The sequence below is a fragment of the Saccharibacillus sp. WB 17 genome, from assembly GCF_008634075.2.
GTDB classification, from domain to species: Bacteria; Bacillota; Bacilli; order Paenibacillales; family Paenibacillaceae; genus Saccharibacillus; species Saccharibacillus brassicae.
In genome coordinates this window covers 153,882-172,193 of record NZ_VPFK02000029.1, presented here as the reverse complement: position 1 = coordinate 172,193, position 18,312 = coordinate 153,882, and the positions used below count along the sequence as shown (strand labels likewise).

General features: G+C 58.8%; 17 protein-coding genes. 11 read left to right on the top strand and 6 right to left on the bottom strand.

The genetic code is table 11. From position 1 onward, the window contains the following. Positions 1-63 precede the first annotated feature (63 nt). On the top strand, positions 64-861 hold the full coding sequence (locus FTE24_RS16560; protein WP_150232306.1) for a WD40/YVTN/BNR-like repeat-containing protein: 798 nt from the start codon (positions 64-66) through the stop codon (positions 859-861). A gap of 113 nt (positions 862-974) precedes the next feature. Here FTE24_RS16560 and FTE24_RS16555 read toward each other — a convergent pair whose 3' ends face one another. Next, positions 975-1,784 carry a polysaccharide deacetylase family protein gene (locus FTE24_RS16555; protein WP_150232303.1) on the bottom strand — a complete coding sequence of 270 codons (810 nt, stop codon included), beginning with the start codon at positions 1,782-1,784 and terminating at the stop codon, positions 975-977. Positions 1,785-2,052: 268 nt separating this feature from the next. Between FTE24_RS16555 and FTE24_RS16550 the strand changes: the two genes are divergently transcribed. The 8 genes from FTE24_RS16550 to FTE24_RS16515 all read left to right on the top strand — a co-directional run bounded on the left by FTE24_RS16550 (position 2,053) and on the right by FTE24_RS16515 (position 7,667). Next, positions 2,053-2,628 carry a hypothetical protein gene (locus FTE24_RS16550; protein WP_150232300.1) on the top strand — a complete coding sequence of 192 codons (576 nt, stop codon included), beginning with the start codon at positions 2,053-2,055 and terminating at the stop codon, positions 2,626-2,628. Positions 2,629-2,744: 116 nt separating this feature from the next. Beyond that, positions 2,745-3,617 carry a hypothetical protein gene (locus FTE24_RS16545; RefSeq protein WP_150232297.1) on the top strand — a complete coding sequence of 291 codons (873 nt, stop codon included), beginning with the start codon at positions 2,745-2,747 and terminating at the stop codon, positions 3,615-3,617. A 155-nt stretch (positions 3,618-3,772) separates the two neighbouring features. Beyond that, entirely contained in the window at positions 3,773-4,126 is a 354-nt protein-coding gene (locus FTE24_RS16540; RefSeq protein WP_150232294.1) for a DUF2087 domain-containing protein, read from the top strand. Between the two features lie 12 nt (positions 4,127-4,138). Further along, positions 4,139-5,443: an MFS transporter gene (locus FTE24_RS16535; protein ID WP_150232290.1), complete on the top strand. Its 1,305-nt coding sequence runs from the start codon at positions 4,139-4,141 to the stop codon at positions 5,441-5,443. Further along, complete coding sequence (locus FTE24_RS16530; protein WP_150232287.1) at positions 5,440-6,072, top strand: histidine phosphatase family protein; 633 nt, start codon at positions 5,440-5,442, stop codon at positions 6,070-6,072. Before FTE24_RS16535 ends, FTE24_RS16530 begins: the two co-directional genes overlap by 4 nt. 83 nt (positions 6,073-6,155) lie before the next feature. Further along, entirely contained in the window at positions 6,156-6,770 is a 615-nt protein-coding gene (locus tag FTE24_RS16525; RefSeq protein ID WP_150232282.1) for a DUF2087 domain-containing protein, read from the top strand. A gap of 266 nt (positions 6,771-7,036) precedes the next feature. Continuing rightward, positions 7,037-7,435 carry a type II toxin-antitoxin system RelE/ParE family toxin gene (locus tag FTE24_RS16520; protein ID WP_150232280.1) on the top strand — a complete coding sequence of 133 codons (399 nt, stop codon included), beginning with the start codon at positions 7,037-7,039 and terminating at the stop codon, positions 7,433-7,435. Further along, on the top strand, positions 7,392-7,667 hold the full coding sequence (locus FTE24_RS16515) for a helix-turn-helix domain-containing protein (RefSeq protein WP_150232275.1): 276 nt from the start codon (positions 7,392-7,394) through the stop codon (positions 7,665-7,667). Before FTE24_RS16520 ends, FTE24_RS16515 begins: the two co-directional genes overlap by 44 nt. Positions 7,668-7,770: 103 nt before the next feature. Here the strand turns inward: FTE24_RS16515 and FTE24_RS16510 are convergent, their stop codons facing one another. The 4 genes from FTE24_RS16510 to FTE24_RS16495 all read right to left on the bottom strand — a co-directional run bounded on the left by FTE24_RS16510 (position 7,771) and on the right by FTE24_RS16495 (position 13,253). Beyond that, positions 7,771-8,181, bottom strand: a complete 411-nt coding sequence (locus FTE24_RS16510; protein WP_141448566.1) for a DoxX family protein — start codon at positions 8,179-8,181, stop codon at positions 7,771-7,773. Positions 8,182-8,364: 183 nt separating this feature from the next. Beyond that, complete coding sequence (locus FTE24_RS16505) at positions 8,365-10,059, bottom strand: cellulase family glycosylhydrolase (protein WP_150232273.1); 1,695 nt, start codon at positions 10,057-10,059, stop codon at positions 8,365-8,367. A 214-nt stretch (positions 10,060-10,273) separates the two neighbouring features. Beyond that, positions 10,274-11,383 (bottom strand): aminopeptidase, encoded by a 1,110-nt coding sequence (locus FTE24_RS16500; RefSeq protein ID WP_150232269.1) that lies wholly within the window; start codon positions 11,381-11,383, stop codon positions 10,274-10,276. A 151-nt stretch (positions 11,384-11,534) separates the two neighbouring features. Beyond that, positions 11,535-13,253 (bottom strand): cellulase family glycosylhydrolase, encoded by a 1,719-nt coding sequence (locus FTE24_RS16495; RefSeq protein ID WP_150232267.1) that lies wholly within the window; start codon positions 13,251-13,253, stop codon positions 11,535-11,537. 246 nt (positions 13,254-13,499) lie between these two features. Here FTE24_RS16495 and FTE24_RS16490 point away from each other — a divergent pair, with 246 nt between their 5' ends. Both FTE24_RS16490 and FTE24_RS16485 read left to right on the top strand, forming a co-directional pair. Beyond that, entirely contained in the window at positions 13,500-15,212 is a 1,713-nt protein-coding gene (locus tag FTE24_RS16490) for a methyl-accepting chemotaxis protein (RefSeq protein WP_160441799.1), read from the top strand. Positions 15,213-15,838: 626 nt separating this feature from the next. After that, positions 15,839-16,282 carry an NUDIX domain-containing protein gene (locus FTE24_RS16485; protein WP_150232259.1) on the top strand — a complete coding sequence of 148 codons (444 nt, stop codon included), beginning with the start codon at positions 15,839-15,841 and terminating at the stop codon, positions 16,280-16,282. 239 nt (positions 16,283-16,521) lie between these two features. Here the strand turns inward: FTE24_RS16485 and FTE24_RS16480 are convergent, their stop codons facing one another. Further along, on the bottom strand, positions 16,522-18,240 hold the full coding sequence (locus FTE24_RS16480) for an ATP-binding cassette domain-containing protein (RefSeq protein ID WP_150232255.1): 1,719 nt from the start codon (positions 18,238-18,240) through the stop codon (positions 16,522-16,524). Positions 18,241-18,312 lie beyond the last annotated feature (72 nt).

Below are 18,312 nucleotides of genomic sequence, written 5' to 3'. Positions count from 1 at the left end.
GCGTTGTTACTTTCCAACTTCCATAGTTTGCTATACTTGCGGCGAACGAGGAGGTTGAACAAGATGTACAAACGACATAAACTTTCGATAAATGCCGGCTGGCTGGCCGCGCTGATATTGGCCGGAAGCGTGTTTGCGGGCTGCTCCGTACAGAGCGGATATTCCGATACCGCTTTGCCTGTGCAAGTCACGCCTTCCGCCGTGGTGTACGAACCGTCCGCCGCGCGCGGCGAATCGCAATCCGCCCCGGATGCCCAGGCCGATCCGGCCCCGATCCGGGAATACTATTTGAATGACGGCCGTATCGGCTGGAAAATAGAAGCTCGAACCGACGGAACTTCCGGCGTGCACAACCGATTGTACCGAACGGAGAACGGCGGCGCGCAGTGGGTCAAGATCGACGATTCGAGGACCGGTTCTTTCCCTGCCGGAGCGGTAGGCGCCGTGCGCTTCACCGATGACCAACAAGGCTGGGTCGCCGTCGCTGCCTCGCAGACGGGCGATCCGGGTCTCTACGGAACGACGGACGGCGGAGTCTCGTGGAGCAGGACGCCGCTCCAAGTGCCCGCCGATTTTGCCGACGCCCGGTTTGAACCCAAGACGCCGATCCGGTTCGAAGGCACGCCACTCGGCCTGTTCATCGCCCAGACCGACGGCGCGGCCGGCAGTCCGGAAACGAACCCGCTGCTGTTCTACGTCACGTCCGACGGCGGCGTCACCTGGTCCGATCCGATTCGCGGCGAAAAGGGCGAACTTGACGGATTGCGTTGGCAAACGGAGCGCCTGAGCGACGGAACGGGCCGCAGCTGGTCGATTACGATCGACGGCCGGACATGGACGTTCGAGCGCAGCGACAAGTGAATAAGCACGCCCAAAAAGAGCCGGATCGCGATCCGGCTCTTTTTGGGCGCCTATCGGCGTGCAGATGCGCGGCCGGCGTCGAATGATTGCGGCGCCGTGCCGTCTTTTTTTCGTTATGCGTCCAACCGCTTCGTTTCCCCGCCGAGGATCTCGACCGGTGCTCCGTCGACCGTCACCCAGACGGACAGCGCCGACGGATTGCGTACGAGCGTGCCGCCCACGGCAAACTCCAGTCGATGCAGCGCGTCCATGTAATCGATGATTTCGATATTCGTCGCCGTCCAGACGTCGCTTCGTCCGGCCATCCGGGCGCAGAACTGCTCCATCTCGTCCCAGTTTCCGTCGTTGTCGAATTCGTAGCTGTGTCCCCAGACGTAGAGCAGCGCCAGATTCGCGTAAGGCGGCGGCGGGTCGAGCGCGAGGAAGACTTCCCCGATCTCGGCCATCTGCTTGTGGTGGCAGGTCGGATGCCAGGTGAGTGGACGCTGCGGCAGCGCGAATTCCCCGGTCGCCTGCACGGTGCGGCAGTAGCGGATGCCGAGCGAGGCTAGCGTGTCCGTCACTTCGTCGTTGTACGTACCGAACGGATACGACATGCCGCGCACCGGATAGCCGGTCAGTTCTTCCAGCGCGCCGCGGTCGTCCATCACTTCCATGACGAGCCGTTCGCGCGGAACGCGCTCCAGAAAAGGATGCGTCACCGTATGCGCCGACACCTCGTGTCCGGCATACAGACCGGCGACTTCCTCGTATTTGACGTAGCCCGGTTCGTCGAACTTGCCGGAGTTGAGATGGAACGTCGCTTTGAGGCCGTGCCGGTTGAACAGGTCGACGAGCCGCCGGTCCTGCGTCATGCCGTCGTCGTAACTGAAAGTGAGCGCTTTGTGGCGTCCGCCCGGAAAAAGGTTCAACAAAATGTTCATGGATATCCTCCTCGTCGTAGGCACGGCTGCGTAAGGATCGAACAGAAAGCGTATTCGGTTCTTCGCTGCACAAGTCCACGACCAGAATACGCCGACCCGGTGTGACGGTCAATGCCGGAGAGCGGAGAGAGCTTTCTTTTTTCGCAAAAAAGCCCGAAAAGCTCTACCTTTCGCCTGCCCAGCGGGTACAATAACGGTAAGAAGACGGCTCGGAGGCGGGAGCGCCTGCCCGGACCGTTTCCATCCAAAGCAGCGGGAGGGACCGTCCATGTGGAGATTGTTTATCAAACCGGAGAAGAAGCAGCCCAAACGCCATGTGCCGACCAAAGAAGAGCAGGACGAAATTTGGTTTCGCTATTTTTACGAGACGCATCCCCGGCTTGAACTGAAAGAGTGGGCGCGCCGGCTGCACACGTTCCGGTTCTGCCGCGCAAATGCCGACCAGACCGGCGACCGGGACCGGCTGATGGCCGCGTTCCGCGTGCCTTCGCTCGAAGCGCTCGAAGAGACGTGCGCCCATCTCGGGATCACGCTTGAGACGCTGCCCGAGACGGACGCCGCGAGCGCCGCAGCAGACCGGTTCCGTATTCAGGATCATCCGAACCTCAAGCAGCCCGGCCATCTGAAGCTGTTCAACCTGCCCGCCCACGTCTGGGTCCGGCCCGGCCGGCTGGTCATCACGATCTCGGACGCGGACAAGCCGTTCGACGTCACGCCGCGCACGGTCAAGTCCGTCGAAGCGATCGAAGACCGGCTGGACTTTTTGGCGGAGCGGGCGATCGATCCTCCGTTGAACGACCGGCACTGCCTGTGCCCGAAATTTTATCCCGAGTATTTTGCGTGATCGGCTCGGCGCCGTCCTACAAAGCCCTTTTGTAACGTCCCCGCCGCGTGGTACACTACATCAGTTGACTTTTACAGGCGGCCAAGCATTTACGCAATATAGGGGGAAAAACAGAAATGACGCTCGCACCACGCATTTACGCCACGATCCAGCATTTGTTCATGAAAGGCATTATCGAAACGGTCGAACTTCGCGACAAACCGGAGAGCGAAGAAGACGGCAAGCGCACATATCTGCTGACCGCGGACGGCAAGCCGAAATACGCGCTGCGCATGGATACGCCGGAGAACGTCGCCATGTCCGAACAGCTGTACAAAGCCTACCCGGACAGCCCGCTGCTGCCGAAGCTGCTGTATGCCGATGCGGTCAAAGGGTATATGGTCCAGCCTTACGTGGACGGCACGGCAGGCGAGAGCCGGGAAGCGCGCGGGTCCAAAAAAGCCTGGCTGCCGCTGCTCGTCACCGAGCTGCTGAACCGGTACGAGACGGACGAAGCCGGAGGCAAATGGGGCCGGTTGACGGAGCCTTGTTCGTCCTGGAGCGAGTTCAACGAACGCGAACTGTCCAAAGCGCGGGAGAATCTGAACGGGCTGCAGCCGGCGGAAGATTGCGAACGCGTGGCGCTGCTGCTGGAGCCGCTGGCTGAAGCGGGCGGCAAATACTTGCTGCACGGCCATACCGACGCGCGCAATCTGGTGTTCCGCAGCAAGGAACTGGTCGGCGTTATCGAACCTCGGCCGACGGCCGGTCCGGTGCTGTACGATCTGGTGCAGGCTTTCTGCTCGACGCCGGACGATTTGTCGCTGGAAGTGCTGTTCGAAGCGTACGCGCAGCTGACGAGCCAGACGGTGGACCAGGAGCGGCTGGTGCAGGAAGCGCTGCTGCGCGTCTACTGCACGATGGGCGTCCGCGCCGCGGAACGATCGGCCGAGCTGGACGAATACGTTGCCGCTTGGCAGTTCTGGCGGATGCTGCTGCCGGAAGCTTGAGTTTGGGCGGAAAAGAATCTTAAAATCAAGTTTAAGGCGCGGCCGCGATGCGGTCGCGTCTTTTTTGCGTTGACAAGCGGCCGATGCCCCGGTAATATCTAATTTAACATTTAACTAATTAGATATATGTTAAATTAAAAAGAGGAGGCAGCCCCATGACGCAGCCCAAAACAGACTTCGAGCACGAATCCAACAGAAACTTCAATCAGGACCCCAACATCCGACTGCGCGACTCGGTCATCCGCCATTTTTTCGATCGGGAAGGACGGCTCAAAAACATCCCGGCGCAGCTCAAGAAGAAACTGATCGTGCTGGAATATTTGGTGGAACAGTTGGAAATGGAACGAACCTACGCGGAATCGGAGATCAATGCTTTTATCCGCCTCGTGCATGACGATTACGCGACGATCCGGCGGGAATTTATCGTGCAGGGCTTCATGTCGCGCAGCGACGAAGTCTACAGGCGCAATCCCTTGTCGGCGGCCCGGCGCTGGGAAGACCTGTCCTGAGGCGGCGAAGACATGGGCGAACTGCTGGAATTATGGAAAAAAGAGCCGGCGTACCGCAAACTTGCGGCGGCCAATTTCGTCAGCGGCATCGGCGACTGGTTCAGCAGCGTGGCGATCTTAAGCCTGCTGCTTCAGCTGACCGGCTCCGGCATGGCTGTCGGCATTACACTTGCGGCGAGAACGCTGCCGTTTCTCGTGATGGGCCCGATCGGCGGCTTGCTGGCCGACAAGCGCAGCAAGAAAAAGATCCTGCTGGTCTCGGATTTGGCCCGGATCGGCCTGGCGCTGTCGCTGCTGTGGGTCGATACGCCGGAGCGGATCTGGATCGCCTACGCCGCGACGGTCGGCCTCGTCGTCTTCTCGGCGCTGTCGCTGCCGGCCCGGCAGTCGCTGATTCCCCGGATCGTCAGCCCGGGTAATCTGCCGGCGGCCAACGCGTTCGACCAGACGCTGGGCGGCATGAACATGACGCTCGGCGCCATGCTCGGCGGAGCGGCCAGCGCGGCGTTCGGTCCGCAGTGGTCGTTCGGCCTGAACGCGTTGACGTTCCTGCTGTCGGGGCTGCTGATCTGGAAGATGCCGGAGCCGAACGCGGCAGGTTCTGCCGAAGGCACGCGCCGGGCTTTCGAAGCCGGAACGGCCGACGTGCCGGGCGCGGCGCCAAGCGAGCGCGAGAACGCGGCGTTCTGGCGAACGTTCCGCCGCTCGGCGCTGATGAAGGTCGTCGCGATCCAGTCGATCGCCTGGCCGATCGGCGGCGGCGCGATCAACGTGCTGATCAGCGTATACGGGTATCAGGTATTCGCGGCGGGCGACCGGGGAGTCGGCATTTTGTACGGCTCGCTTGGCATCGGCTTTATCCTCGGCGGTCTGCTGGCGCCGTCGTTCAAACGCTGGCCGGTGCAGGCCGTCATCGCCGGCGCCGCCGCGGAAGGACTGGCGCATATCGGCGTCAGCGCCGCGCCGAACCTCATAGTCGGCGCGGCATTCATTCTGCTGGCGACACTCGGCGGAGGGATCGCGAACGCGGCGCTGGCCACGCTGATGATGAGCGCGATCCCGGAGCGGGTGCACGGCCGGGCGTTCGCGCTGAACGAGACGCTGTCCAACGTCACGATGGGCGTCTCGATGCTGGCCGCGGGCGTTCTGCTCGACTGGCTGCCGGCGCGCACGATCGGTCTGGGCGCGGGCGTGCTGATCGTGTTGTCCTGCATCCCGGCCCTGCGGCTGCTGCCTCTGCGCCGGCCACTGAACGCGCAGGCGCTTGGGGCGGCTCATGAACATTCGATTGGAAATAGGGAGGAGATTGCCGAATGACGGTTACGATCTGGTTGGTTCGACACGGTTTGAAAAAGATAGCGATCGGAGACGTCCCGCTAACGGCTGCCGGTATCGAACAGGCGAAAGCGACGGCCGAAGCGCTGCGCGGACGTCCGATTACAGCGATCGTCTCAAGCCCGCTGCGCCGGGCGAAGGAAACGGCCGACTGCGCGGCGCGCGTTCTTCAGCTCGAAGCGGTCGTCGATGTCCGTCTGCGCGAACGCGCGAATTGGGGCGACATGCCCGGCCAGACGTTCGAACAATTCACGGCGATCTGGGACCGCTGCACGGCAGAGCCTCATTACCGCCCGCCGGGCGGCGGCGATTCCGCTGCGGTCGCGGCCGGCCGCTTGTCCGCCGCCGTGTCCGACTGGGCGCTTCGCTGCCCGCCGGGGCACGGAATACTGTTCGTCACGCACGGCGGACTGATTACCGATTTTCTGAGCCTGTCGCTCTCCGAAGCGGAGCAAAATGCTCTTGCGCCCGAGTTTGCGGCCGTGCAGACCGCACTCATTCCCGAGTGTTCGATCACGGAACTGCTTGTGGGTCCTGACGGGCTGCGAGTCGGAACGTTTGCGGATACCGGACATCTGCGAGGCATGCGGCCCGCTCCCCCAAAAAGCTAAAGCCGTCCCCCGGCTTGCTTCCGCCGCCGAATTCGTGCTTCAATTGGGACAGACAACAATGACCCGAGAGGAGTGCGGTTGGCATGCAATTGGAGAAACTGGTCGCTTACCACAAGGCGCTGGCCGATCCGACGCGGATTCGGATGCTAATCCTGCTCCGCGAAGGCGAATTGAACGGCCAGGCGCTGGCCCGGCGGCTGAGCGTGACGCCGGCGACCATTACGCATCATGCGGCGAAGCTGCGGGCAGCGAGCCTGATCCGGGAACGCCGGGACAAGAACACGATTTATTTTTCGCTCGACGACTATTTTATCCGCAGCAGCGGTTCGGCCACGGCGGAGCTGATCTACCGGCGCGGCGCGGACGGCGAAGCCGCCGAAATCGAGCCTTCGGAACTTGAACGGCAGGCCAAACTGCGCGCTTCCGTGCTGAAAAGCTTTTTGACGCCGGACGGCCGCCTTAAAAGCATCCCCGCCCAGCTCAAAAAGAAACTGATCGTGCTCGAAGAGCTGGTCAAGCGCCTGGAGCCGGGACGCCCATACGAAGAGCGGGAGATCAACGACTTCATCCGCTCGTTCCACGAAGATTTTGCCACGCTGCGGCGGGAATTCGTGATGCACCAGTACATGTTCCGCGCGGACGGCATCTACGAATTGAACCCGCCGGAGCTGTGGGCGCGGTGGGAGACGTTGAAGTGAGCGACCCTGAAGCGGCCGGGAATATCCCGGCCGCTTCAAGGTGTCGGGCAGCCCGGTTCTCCAAATGGAAGGTCGGAATAGCATCCACGGCAGAACCTCAAGATCAGGGATTGACAGGCAAACGAATAAGCGAAAAAACCGAGTTGAGGGATGAAGATGATGTATCGAAAAATGCGGGAAATTCTAACGGATATACGATACGTTAGCCAAGCCGGGAATTTACATAGATAACTGAAAATTGATAGCGGATGTGCTATCATGAGAGTATGGAAAAACAGGTGGAGTTCGACTATATTCGTAATCGAGATGGCTCAAGTGAGTTTGAGGATTTTTTGAATTCGATTCCTGTAAAAGATCAAGCCAAGTTATTGACAGTCATCAAAAATACGGAAGATCACGGACTTTTAATTGCGATCAAAATGGAATGGGTTAAGAAATTGGATGATGATTTATATGAATTAAGATCCAAAGTAGGGAACAACATCCAGAGAGCTGTTTATTTTCAGAAAATAGGAACCGAATATATGATTACGCATGGATTTACTAAAAAATCACAAAAAACACCTCAAAGCGAAATCGAATATGCTAAAAATTTGCGAGCACGTTATAAGGAGGAACAACATGAGTGCCATCGACAAACTGATCGAACAAAAGAAAAAGAATGATTCTGTCTTCGAGCAGGAATTTCGAAAAGAAGATAATCGTTTGAAAGCGGCTGTGGCCCTAATGAAGCTGCGAGAGGAATATGGTCTTTCTCAAAGGGAATTTGCCAAGCGAATTGGAAAATCTCAATCCACGATCGCCCGAATTGAAAACGGGAGCATGAACGTATCCGTTCAACTACTCGATGAAATTGCAGCGGGTATGGACAAAGAATTGATCATTGGTTTTAAATAAAAAATCAAACAAAGAAGCGCCCGGGCCACTTCCCCCGGACGCTTCTTTGTTTCCTGTGCGGACGGCCACGACAACGTACGTCGCCTACCGGTTCGCCGCAAGCTTAACGCTTGTTTTTCGGCGGCCAGGTTGCCCACAGAATCCACCAGATGAACAGCGGCTGCACGAGCAGGCGGAGCCAGAGGTAGATTGGCGGCGTGTAATGTTGGCCCGGCATCGGAATGTTCATAATCGCCGAATAGATATTGGCCGGGAAGATGAGGACCAGGTAGATCGAGATGACGATGCCCATCAGCTTGCGGATCCGCGGCACGAACAGCAGGATCGCCAAGATCCATTCCACCACGCCGGTAACCCAGATCAACTCTTTGCGCAGCGGCACGAAGTCGGGCAGCATGGCGGCAAAGCCGATCGTTTCCTGAAAATGATAGATGCCCGCGGCCACGAACAGCAGCGCGAACAGAATCCGTCCGATCGTGCGCGGGACGGTAGTCGGGGGATTGCGGTCGTTCATCGCATTCAGCTCCTTGTCGGTCGGATAGTCGGGAAAAGGGAGTCGGTATTCAGACGCTGCGAATAAGAAGTATTACCCGGGCCGGCTCCCGCGTACGCCGATTCCGCGCATTTCGGCCCAGGCCGAACGCAAAAAAAGCGCCTCCGCCGTTGATTGGCGGACGCGCTTGCGGATGAAGTGGATTTAAGAAGCCGTTCCGGTAACGTTCGAACCGTTCTTTGTGATCGTGTACGTCACTTTTTCCCCGCTCCAGAAATGGAACGTCAATTTCACGCTGCCGTCGTTCGTCTCGGCGAAGAAGGCCGGCTGCAGCTTGATCGCGCCGCTCGTCGGCGTGAACGCCGTCTCGAACTCTTTGTAAGACGTCCAGTTTTGCGGGCCGGCATTGCCGCCGCCGGCATAGACGGCTTCCATCGTCGCGAGCTGGTCGCCGCCAAACGCGGTCGGAATGGAGAACGCGGACGTCGTGCCGCTTGTGTTCGACAGCTTCGGCGTCTGGTACAGGACGACGTTGAATTTCCAGTCCGCGCCGCCGTTGAACTTGGCGGTGATCACGGCGCTTTTGCCGAGCGTGCCGGAAGACGTCAGCTGGGACAGGCGTGACGCTTTGAACGTCAGGGTGCTGCCGCTGAGCGTGTAATCGGTGCCGGACTGCAGCGCCGTGCCGTTAACGCTCAGCGAGGAGAGCGTGCGGCCGTTCAGGTTGAGCGTCACGCTTTTGTCCTGCGCGGCGGCTCCTTTTTTTACGTGGATCAAATCGCTCGAAGCGGTGGCCGAACGGCCGCTCCAGGAAGCTTTGATGACGTTGAACAGGTCGGCATCGGACCATTTGTAGGTCGTGCGGCTGAAGTGCTGACCGTTGTCCCACAGCATGGTGGCGATCTGCTTCTGCTTCAGGTAATGGCCGATATACTCGAAAAATTTCAGTTTCTCGCCCTGCTCGATAACGCCGGTGTTTTTGTCGAAGCCGAGCAGGCCGTATTCGCCGACGATGACCGGAATGCCTTTGGCCACGAAGGTGTTGTAGACGTTGTCGAACGTGGTCGTAATATCGTTTTGCACTTCCGCGTTGAACGTCGTGTAACCGGCGATATTCACGCTGAACGGCCAGAAGCCGTAGTAGTGCACGGTCGCGATAATATTTTTGTCGTTCCATTTGGAGATCGCGTTGTACGTCGCCGTCATGCGTTCCTGCGAAGGGGACGCTTCCAGCGTCGAGATGACGAGCGGACGGGCCGTATTGCCTCCGCCGGAGTCGCGCACGATTTTGTGGAACGAATCGTTCAGCGTATTGAGCAGCGCCTGCTGCTTGCCTTCGTCGGTCGTGCCGCCGTCGGTGAACCGCGGCTCGTTGACGCTCTCGAACATCAGCTTGTTGGAGCTGCCTTTGAAGGCGTTTGCAATTTGCGTCCAGACGGCGTTGTAGCGGGCCAGCGTCTGATCGCGGTTGTTCTCCATCTTGCTCAGCCAGACCCAGGAATCGTGATGCACGTTGACCATGACGTACAGATTGGCGTCGAGCGCCCACTGCGTCACTTCCTTGACCCGGTTCATGTAAGCGGCGTCGATCGTATAATTCGGCGCGCCGCCGATATGGGCATCCCAGGTGACGGGAATCCGGATACTTTTATAGCCTTGAGCGGCGATATTCTGGATCAGTTCCTTGGTGATGCGGGGGTTGCCCCATGCGGTCTCGTCCTGGCCGACGGCGTCGAGCGAGTTGCCCAGGTTCCAGCCGGGCTGCATCGCTTCCACATAGGATTGCATCGCGCTTTGCGGAGCGGCGGCGGATGCCGGAACGGAGACAGGCAGCAGGGAGAGCAGCAAAGCGGCGGCGAGCGCCAGGGCGGCCAGCGGCTTGATCGTTCTTTTTCGCATGAATGAACTCCTTTTCGATAAGGGATTTCAAACGCCGAACAAGATGTAAGCGTTTGCTTGATACTAAAATAACATATTCAAAAATTTGGAAACACCCCTATAATCCGTCATAAATCCATGCGAAAATCAGAGATCGCCAAAAACGGCCCGCAGGGGGCCGTTCAGGGCAGCCGAATGCAGGCCGTGTGGGGCTGCTCGGTCAGGTTATGTCAGGTTACGTCAGGTTCTCCGGATTCAATCCGAGCAGCGCGTCCGCGACAAACCGTCCGTTCCGGCTGATCAGCGTATCGTCAAAATAAATTTCGCCGCCGCCGAACGGTTCTTTGAGCAGCAGCATGATGTCCCAGTGGATATCCGACCGGTTGCCGTTGTCCGCATTCGCGTACGCTTGTCCGAGCGCGAAATGGAGGCTGCCGTTGATCTTCTCGTCGAAGCCGATATCGTTCATGATCCGGTTAACGTAAGGGTTGACGCCGAGCGCGAATTCGCCGATCCGGCGCGCCCCCTCGTCGGCATCGAGCAGCTCGTTCAGCTTGTCGTCGTTGTCGCTGCGGCTCGACACGATCTTCCCTTGTTCGAACGTGAACGACACCCTGCCGAAGTTCTGCCCGAGGTAGGAAGCTCCGGTGTTGAACGTGATTGTGCCTTCGACCGACTCGAGGACGGGAGCGGTGTACACTTCGCCGTCGGGCAGGTTGACCTTGCCGTCGCATTTGACCGCATTCATGCCGGCAATCGAAAAAGACAAATCCGTATCCGGCGCGACGATGCGGACGCGGTCGGTCGCATTCATCAGCTCGACCAGCGGGTCCATCGCGGCGGACATCCGGCTGTAATCCATCGTGCACGTATCGTACAGAAACTGCGCATACGATTCCGTGCTCATCTCCGCGAGCTGCGCGTACGCTTTTGTCGGATAATTGAACAAAATCCACTTTTTCTTCGTTTGTTCGTCGGTCACCGGTTTGTACCATTTGCGGTACGCGTCGCGCTTGGCAGCCGGCACGTCGGCGTATTCGAACACGTTGTTCTCGCCGAGTACGAGCACCACCGCGTCCATCCGCTGCATCTGTTCCAATTTGAACGCCGCGTCGAGCCGGAACTGGGCTTCGGTTCCGCCGAGCATCATGCGCCGGTTCACCGCATAATCGCTGACGTCGACAAAAGCATGTCCGCCGGCCGCATGGATCTCGTCGATAAAAGGCGCGAGTATATCGGCATCGTGCACGTCCAGCGCGCGAATCAATACGTTTTCGCCGGGCTGCACGCTGGCGGAATATTGCACAACCGTGCGGGCAAGCCGCTGTAATCTGGGATCTGTCATCTATGTTGTCCTCCCGTAACGAATTCTGCTTGTATCATAAAGCAAAATCGGCGCGTTGTCTTGTGCCAACAGAAAAGCCGCACGAAGCCGGATATCCGGTGTCGGGCGGCTTGAAAGCGGACGGGGGATCGTTCGCTTTGCCTGAAAAAGATTAAGGAGTCGGCTGTCCGCTTACGCTTGTGCCGGTCTTGGTTACGGTATACGTCACTTTGTCTCCGCTCCAGAAATGGAACGTGAGCTTGACCGGATCGTTATCGCGCAGCGTGTCGAGCAGCGTCTGCGTCAGAACGATCTCGTTCGCCGTATAATCCGGATCGAAAGTGCGTCCGAATTCCTTGAACGAAGTCCAATCGTTCGGACCGGCGCTGCCGCCCGATACGTAGACCGCTTCCATCGTGGCGAGCTTGTCGCCGTTGAACACGGTCGGAATCGCGAAATCGGTCGTCGTACCGGTTGCCGCGCCCAATACCGGCGTTTGGTGCACGGTCAGGTAGAAGTTCCAATCCGGACCTTTGGTGAACCCGGCGGTCAGCACGGCATTCACGCCGAGCTTGCCGCCGGCTGTCAGACGCTCAAGCGTCGCTGCCGGAATCGTCAGCGTCTCGCCGTTCAGCATATACTCTTTGTTGCGCGTCAGGCGCTTGCCGTCGGCTTTGAGCGAATTCAGCTTGTTGCCGTTCAGCTGGAGCTGGACGACGGCGTCCGCGATCTTCTCGCCCTGACGCAGTTGGATCAGGTCCGATTCGGCCACGGCCGAGCGCTGGTTCTGGCCGGAACGGATAATCTCGTACAGTTCGGGATCGGACCACTTGTACTGGGTACGGCTGAAATGCTGTCCGTTATCCCACCACATGCCGGCGATATGCTTTTCCTTCAAATAATAAGTGAGGAATTCGAAAAATTTCAGCTTCTCGCCTTGTTCGATCACGTCGAGGCCCTGGTCAAAACCGAGCAGGCCGTACTCGCCCAGAATGACCGGAATGCCGCGGGCGGTAAACGTTTCGTACACGTCGTCGAACGTGTTCACGATATTGCCTTGCGTCTCCGCGTCGAACGTCGTTTTGCCGGCAACGTTTACGCTGAACGGCCAGTATCCGTAATAATGCACGGTGGCGATCAGGTTTTTGTCGGCTTTGAGCTGTTCGAACGTTTTGTACAGCGCATCCATGCGTTCCTGCGACGGCGAAGCTTCAAGCGTCGACAGGACGAGCGGCCGGGTCGCGTTTTTGCCGCCCGAATCCCGCACGATCTTGTGGAACGACAGGTTCAGCTCGTCCAGCATGGACTGGGCTTTCGCTTCGTCCGTCGTGCCGCCGTCCGTGAAGCGCGGTTCGTTGACGCTCTCGAACGAAAGCTTGTCGGATTCGTTCTTGAAACGGTCCGCGATCTGCTTCCAGATGGCGTTGTAGCGGGCGAGCGTCTCGTCGTGATTGCTCTCCATCTTGCTGATCCAGACCCACGAATCGTGGTGAACATTGATCAGCACGTACAGGTTCTCGGAGCGGGCCCAACCGACGACTTCCGCGACGCGGTCGAGGTAGGCGGGATCGATTTTGTACTCCGGCGCCGGTCCGACATGGTTATCCCAGGTCACCGGAATCCGGATGCTGTTGAAGCCCTGGCGAGAGATTTGCTTGATCAGCTCGCGCGTGACGCGCGGATTGCCCCAGGCTGTTTCGTCGGCTCCGACGGAATCCAGCGTGTTGCCGAGGTTCCAGCCGGGCTGCATGCGATCGACGTACGTTTGCATCGGGCTTTTCGGCGGATTTTCGGCTGCGGAAGCGGTGCCGGCGGCTGCAGGCAGCAGCGTCAGCAGAAGAAGGGCGGCGAGCAGCATGGAAAAAGCGGGCTTAAAGCTTCTTTTGAACATGTAGGCCTCCTTGGTATGTAGAAACGGATGCGCGGCCCAATTTCTTGTAACCGCTTTATCTTTTACCCGACTCAAACGCCCCTGAACATAAAACGTTATCGAAAAGGAACTTTTTTGAAAATAAAATCGTTTCGTCGAAAAAAGCTTTTGAATATCGAAATAGAGATGGGGCTTATTTTTAAGGGTTTTTTTCCGATAAACAAATATACGAAGGGTTTTTCTCAAAATAAGGAGCGTGTAAACGGGATGAAACGATTCAGATTTAATATTGGAGTCAAAATAGGAATCGGGTACCTGCTCGTCATCGTTCTGTTGGCGGTGGCCGTTCTGGTCGTGCGCGGTCAGATCGACAAGTTGGAGAGCGAAATGAATTTTATCGCGGGTCACGATATGGACGTGCACGACCGCATAAACTCTATCGAAAAAAGCGTGATCAATATGGAAACCGGACAGCGAGGATTTATCGTTACCGGTCAAGACAAATATTTGGACCCTTATAATGCCGGCCAACAAGAATGGGTCAAAGACTATGAAGCGCTGAACCTGTTGGTGTCGGACAATCCCGCGCAGCAGGAACGGCTGAGCCAGATCAAAGGCAAGATCGAAAGCTGGATTCGCACGGCCGGCGATGCAACGATCGCGATGAAGCGTGCCGGAGACGAGGCAGGCCTGGACCGGTTTTTCACGAATGACCCGGGCAAGCAGGACATGGATGCTTTCCGCGGACTTGCCTCCGATTTTATGGACACGGAAAAAGTGCTGACGCAAGAGCGCGTCAACAGCATGCACGAGAGCAACAAAATGTTGAAAAATATGCTGTTCCTGCTGATCCTAGTCATCCTGATCGTCTCGGTGCTGCTGGCGTGGTTCATCTCTTCGGGCGTGTCCCGCAGCCTCAAAGCGGTGACCGGAACGATCCGCGACATCGCTTCTTCCGGCGGCGACCTGACGAAGCGTATCGAAGTGCGGAGCAACGACGAGATCAAAGATCTCGGCGAAGCGACGAATCTGCTGCTGGTCAGCCTGCAGGACATGATTCGCGACCTCAAGGGCAACACCATCGAACTGCTGAACGCTTCTTCCGCTTTGCAGCAGGGCGCGCAGGAAAATTCCCGTTCCGTGAAGGAAGTGACGACATCGATCCAGCGCGTGGCGGAAGGTTCGGAGCGCCAGGTGTCGCAGACGGAAGATATTTCCGCGGTGATGAAGCAGACGACTTCCGGCCTTGAGCAGGTGGCGGGAGCCGCTTCCGGCGTGGCGGAGCTCGCCAAAGAGACGCGAGGCGTAGCCGCCGAAGGCGAACGCCGCATTCAGGCAAGCGTCGTGCAGGTGCAGGGCGTGGCCGACGCGTTCATGAGCATCCGCGGCAGCGTCTCGGAGCTGGCGGAACGTTCGAGCGAAGTGCTGTCGATTACGGGCTATATCTCCGAGACGTCCAGCCAGACGAATCTGCTCGCGCTCAACGCCGCGATCGAAGCGGCGCGCGCCGGCGAGCACGGGCTCGGCTTCAGCGTCGTCGCGTCCGAGATCCGCAAGCTCGCGGATCAGTCTTCCCGCTCGACGCAGGAGATCAGCCGGATCATCACGGCAATGACGACCGGCATTCGCACGATCGTCGAACTGGTCGAAGCCAGTTCCGGCAGCGTCGAGCACGGCGTCGCGTCGCTCAGCGACGCGGGCAGCGCCTTCGAAGCGATCGTCGAGCGCGTCAATTCGCTCAGCGGACAGATCGTGGAAGTCGCCGGCACCGTCGAAGAGATGTCGGCCGGTTCGCAGAGCGTGGACCGCTCGATCCATGAGATCACGCGCGTGACCGAAGAGATGGCCGCGCTGACCGAGGAAGTCTCCGCCATGAGCGAACAGCAATCGGCGTCGATGAACGAGATGGAGAGCACTTCGTTCCAGCTCAAGGAAATGGCCGATTCGCTGTCCGGCATCGTGGAAAAGTTCAAGATCTGATTCGGCTCGGACCTGTCGGCGCATGACGGCGACAGGCTAGCCATTCCAATAAGCCCGGTTCTCCAGATGGAGGGCCGGGTTTGTTTGGTGTATGCGGGTTATTTGGGGAGGGGAAGAAACGGCGGAAGAGTGAGCTAGCGAGACGACGAAATAGTGGGACAGCGGGGTTAAGGGACTGCAGGGGACCAGCTGAAGGAATGAATTGAACGCATGAATTGAACGCTAACGAATCTTCAGATCGCTATTTGCCGATTTTTCGCTGCTTTTGCAAACTAACGAATCGTCACATCCTTATGAAGCGCTAAACGGTCGTTTTAAGGCGATTTGCGGCAAATAGAATGATTACGATTCGTTAAGTTTCGATAAAAGCGGTCTTGTGGGCAAATAGCGCGACTACGATTCGTTACAGCGTTATACAGGGACAAACCCGGCTCTGCTGCGCCGTTCTGCGCTGTCACGCCGCTTTGCGCCGCTCGCCGCTTTGCCCGGCAATCCCCCGCCTTCGGCTTAGGACGCCGGAGGTTTTTTTCGCGCAGACCGAAAGGTTTTTTATGGAGCCTTTGTTCCTTTATAATGAGAGCAGGATATTACGGCAAAGCCGGATGCAAAAAAGGAGGAAGGCGAATATGTTTATCGTGAACGTGGAAGGCGCGATTCGCAAAGACGGGCGCTGGCTGCTGATCCGACGCGGAGCGGCGGAAGAACATGCGGCAGGCACGCTTGCGCTCGTGGGCGGCAAAGTGGAGACGCAAGGGGCGGAGTCGTCGATTCTCGAATCGACGCTGCGGCGCGAGATTGCGGAGGAAGTCGGCGTCTCGGTCGCGCGGGACATGAGATATGCGCACAGCACGTCTTTTGTGACGGATCGCGGCGTGCCGGTGGTGAACGTGATTTTTGCCTGCTTCTGGGAAAGCGGAGAAGCTTTTGCAGCCAGCCCGGACGAGGTAGCCGAGCTTGTATGGCTGACGGCGGAAGAAGCGCTGCGCCGCCCCGACGTGCCGGAATGGACCCGCGACAGCCTGAAGCGGGCGGAGGAAGCGCTGGTTGGGCTGAATGGGCAGGCGGGATAGACCGGCAGCAGATCCGCACATGCCTTGAAGCCGAAAAGCACGGAGACGAAGAAGAGATGCGAAGCTTGAGATACAGATTCGAAGTCGGCGACTAACCGGAATAACCTCAATAACCCGCCACCCCCGCACCAAAAAAGCGGTCCCCACTCGTATCGAACGAGCAGGAACCGCTTTTTTTTGCATAATCTAGAAGCTGTAATCTATAATCCTTACGCCTTACAAAGCCGTCTCCCGACCGCTCACCCGTGTGCCTGAACGTCCCCGTCCTTGCTCCACAGCTCCCGGAAATAGGCGCTGCGCGCCAGCAGATCCTCGAAGCGGCCCTGATCGACCAGTTCGCCGCCGCGCATAAGCAAGATGCGGTCGACGCTGCGAATCGCGTGCAGGCGATGGGCGACGATGATCAAAGTGCGGCCGCGGAAGCGGTCCAGCACCGTCTCCATGATGCGGCGCTCCGTGATGTTGTCGAGCGCGGAGACCGGCTCGTCGAGCACGACGAGGTCCCGCTGCTGGAACAGCACGCGGGCGAACGCAAGGCGCTGCTTCTCGCCGCCGGACAGCTTCATGCCGCGCTCGCCGACAGGCGTGTCGAGGCCTTCCGGCAGGCTGCGCAGCTTGTCGCCAAGCCTGACGTCGTCGAGCGCGCGCAGCAGCTCGGCTTCGTCGGCCGGTGCGTCGAACGCCAGATTGCCGCGCAGCGTATCGTCGAAGATCGGGGCATCCTGCGAAATGTACGAGGTGCGCGCGTACAGGCTGTCCAGGCACAGTTCGTCGATATCGAAGCCGTCGATCGTCAGCTGTCCCGAGTCTTTTTTGAGCAGGCCGAGCAGCAGCTTGACCAGAGTCGATTTGCCGCTGCCGCTGAGCCCGACGATCGCGGTCGACGAGCCGGCGGGCAGGGAGAACGAGACGCCGCGCAGCAGGGCGGGGCGGTCCGCGTCGTAGCGAAACGATACGTGTTCGAATCGAATGGTTCCCCGCAGCGTCTCCACCAGCCGCCCGCGGTTCAAATTGCGGTCTTCCGGCGCGTCAAGCGACCGTTCGAAGCGGTCGTAAGCCAATCGGTCGAGCCGGTAATTGACGTAGATCACGTTGAAAATCGCGATGGGCGAATACACTTTGTCGATCAGCAGCAGCAGCGCCAGCACCGTTCCGATCGTCGACTCGCCGGCGGCGATCTGCCGAATGCCGAGCGCCAGCACGACGATTTTGACACCGATGATCAGCAGCTCGAACAAGGCGAAAAAAGATTCGTGGACCATGCGGATCTGCACGTTTTTGCGTACGATGTCGTCGGTAATGCCGGTCAGCTTGCGGATCTCGTCCGGATAGCGGCGGTTCAGGCGGAATACGACCAGCTCCATGAAGCCGCGCACGGAATACCGGGACAGGCTCTCCTGGCTCGCCAGCAGCGAAGCCTTGATGGAATACAGGAAGCGCAGCAGCAGGCGGGTCAACAAGAACACGACCGCGTAACCGGCCGCGATGACGAGCATGATACCGGGACTGTAAAAGCCGATGAACAGAAGGCTGAACAGCAGCGTCGGCAGCAGCTCGTGCAGGATACGCAGGTAAAAGCCGTACACGATGCCCGCTCCGGCCTGCGCTCCGTTCTCGATGCTCTGGATCAGCTCGCCCGTGCCCAGATCGCGATAGGCGCGGTAATCCATGTTCGAGAGGCGGGCGAGCGCCAGCAGCTTGAGCTTCTCGGTGAGGCCGCGCGGCAGCTGCGTCTGCGGGTACTCCGCCGCGTAGTTCAGCAGGGCGCACGCGCCGAGCAGCACGCCGTAGAGCAGCAGCAGGCTGCCTAACTCGCCGAGACCGGAGGGGAGCGAGATCCGGTCGATCAGTCGTTGAAACGTATGAATGCCGTAAGCCGAAGCGAACTGCAGGGCGAAGCCGAGCAGCACGTACAGCACGATTTGTTTTTTGAACAGGGACACGCTATTTTTTAACACACCAAAAACCGCCTTTCAAAAGGGAATGAGTCGCTGCGGACGCAGCAAAAAGAGAAGGTTCCATGCAGCATC

Excerpts from the sequence above, each read along its gene's own strand:
- FTE24_RS16560 (WP_150232306.1), top strand. The coding sequence starts at position 64 with ATGTACAAACGACATAAACTTTCGATAAATGCCGGCTGGCTGGCCGCG.
- FTE24_RS16555 (WP_150232303.1), bottom strand. The coding sequence starts at position 1,784 with ATGAACATTTTGTTGAACCTTTTTCCGGGCGGACGCCACAAAGCGCTC.
- FTE24_RS16550 (WP_150232300.1), top strand. The coding sequence starts at position 2,053 with ATGTGGAGATTGTTTATCAAACCGGAGAAGAAGCAGCCCAAACGCCAT.
- FTE24_RS16545 (WP_150232297.1), top strand. The coding sequence starts at position 2,745 with ATGACGCTCGCACCACGCATTTACGCCACGATCCAGCATTTGTTCATG.
- FTE24_RS16540 (WP_150232294.1), top strand. The coding sequence starts at position 3,773 with ATGACGCAGCCCAAAACAGACTTCGAGCACGAATCCAACAGAAACTTC.
- FTE24_RS16535 (WP_150232290.1), top strand. The coding sequence starts at position 4,139 with ATGGGCGAACTGCTGGAATTATGGAAAAAAGAGCCGGCGTACCGCAAA.
- FTE24_RS16530 (WP_150232287.1), top strand. The coding sequence starts at position 5,440 with ATGACGGTTACGATCTGGTTGGTTCGACACGGTTTGAAAAAGATAGCG.
- FTE24_RS16525 (WP_150232282.1), top strand. The coding sequence starts at position 6,156 with ATGCAATTGGAGAAACTGGTCGCTTACCACAAGGCGCTGGCCGATCCG.
- FTE24_RS16520 (WP_150232280.1), top strand. The coding sequence starts at position 7,037 with ATGGAAAAACAGGTGGAGTTCGACTATATTCGTAATCGAGATGGCTCA.
- FTE24_RS16515 (WP_150232275.1), top strand. The coding sequence starts at position 7,392 with ATGAGTGCCATCGACAAACTGATCGAACAAAAGAAAAAGAATGATTCT.
- FTE24_RS16510 (WP_141448566.1), bottom strand. The coding sequence starts at position 8,181 with ATGAACGACCGCAATCCCCCGACTACCGTCCCGCGCACGATCGGACGG.
- FTE24_RS16505 (WP_150232273.1), bottom strand. The coding sequence starts at position 10,059 with ATGCGAAAAAGAACGATCAAGCCGCTGGCCGCCCTGGCGCTCGCCGCC.
- FTE24_RS16500 (WP_150232269.1), bottom strand. The coding sequence starts at position 11,383 with ATGACAGATCCCAGATTACAGCGGCTTGCCCGCACGGTTGTGCAATAT.
- FTE24_RS16495 (WP_150232267.1), bottom strand. The coding sequence starts at position 13,253 with ATGTTCAAAAGAAGCTTTAAGCCCGCTTTTTCCATGCTGCTCGCCGCC.
- FTE24_RS16490 (WP_160441799.1), top strand. The coding sequence starts at position 13,500 with ATGAAACGATTCAGATTTAATATTGGAGTCAAAATAGGAATCGGGTAC.
- FTE24_RS16485 (WP_150232259.1), top strand. The coding sequence starts at position 15,839 with ATGTTTATCGTGAACGTGGAAGGCGCGATTCGCAAAGACGGGCGCTGG.